Source organism: Pandoraea sp. PE-S2R-1 (assembly GCF_002179865.1).
Classification (GTDB): Bacteria; Pseudomonadota; Gammaproteobacteria; order Burkholderiales; family Burkholderiaceae; genus Pandoraea.
Genome location: NZ_NGUR01000085.1, coordinates 1 through 366, shown reverse-complemented (window position 1 = coordinate 366; position 366 = coordinate 1). Strand labels below are relative to the sequence as shown.

1 protein-coding gene is annotated in these 366 nt (G+C 62.8%); it reads left to right on the top strand.

Features of this window, described 5'->3' with window-relative positions; genetic code table 11:
* Positions 1–366: cation:proton antiporter (locus CDV44_RS27145; RefSeq protein WP_170936130.1), on the top strand; the 366-nt coding region annotated here is incomplete at both ends.

Sequence of the window (366 nt, the reverse complement as noted above, 5' to 3'; positions counted from 1 at the left end):
AGACAAGCGCGGCCATCCGCCTGCTGATCGACCTGGCACTGGGCCTGCTGCTGTTCGAACTGGGAAGCCGCCTCAATCTGAAATGGATGCGGGCCAACCCCTGGATCATCGTCACCAGTGCGCTGGAAGCCTTGCTCACCTTCGTGGCGGTCTACGTTGTGCTGCGCGTGTTCAGCGTGTCTCCGCTCACGGCGGTGCTCATCGCGTCCATCAGCATGGCGACGTCGCCCGCCGTGGTCATTCAGTTGAAGAACGAACTGCGTGCCGAAGGTCAGGTCACGGAGCGTTTGCTGGCTTTGGCGGCGCTCAACAGCGTGTACGCGGTCGTGGCGGTGAAGCTCGTCTACGGCTGGATGCACCAGGCCT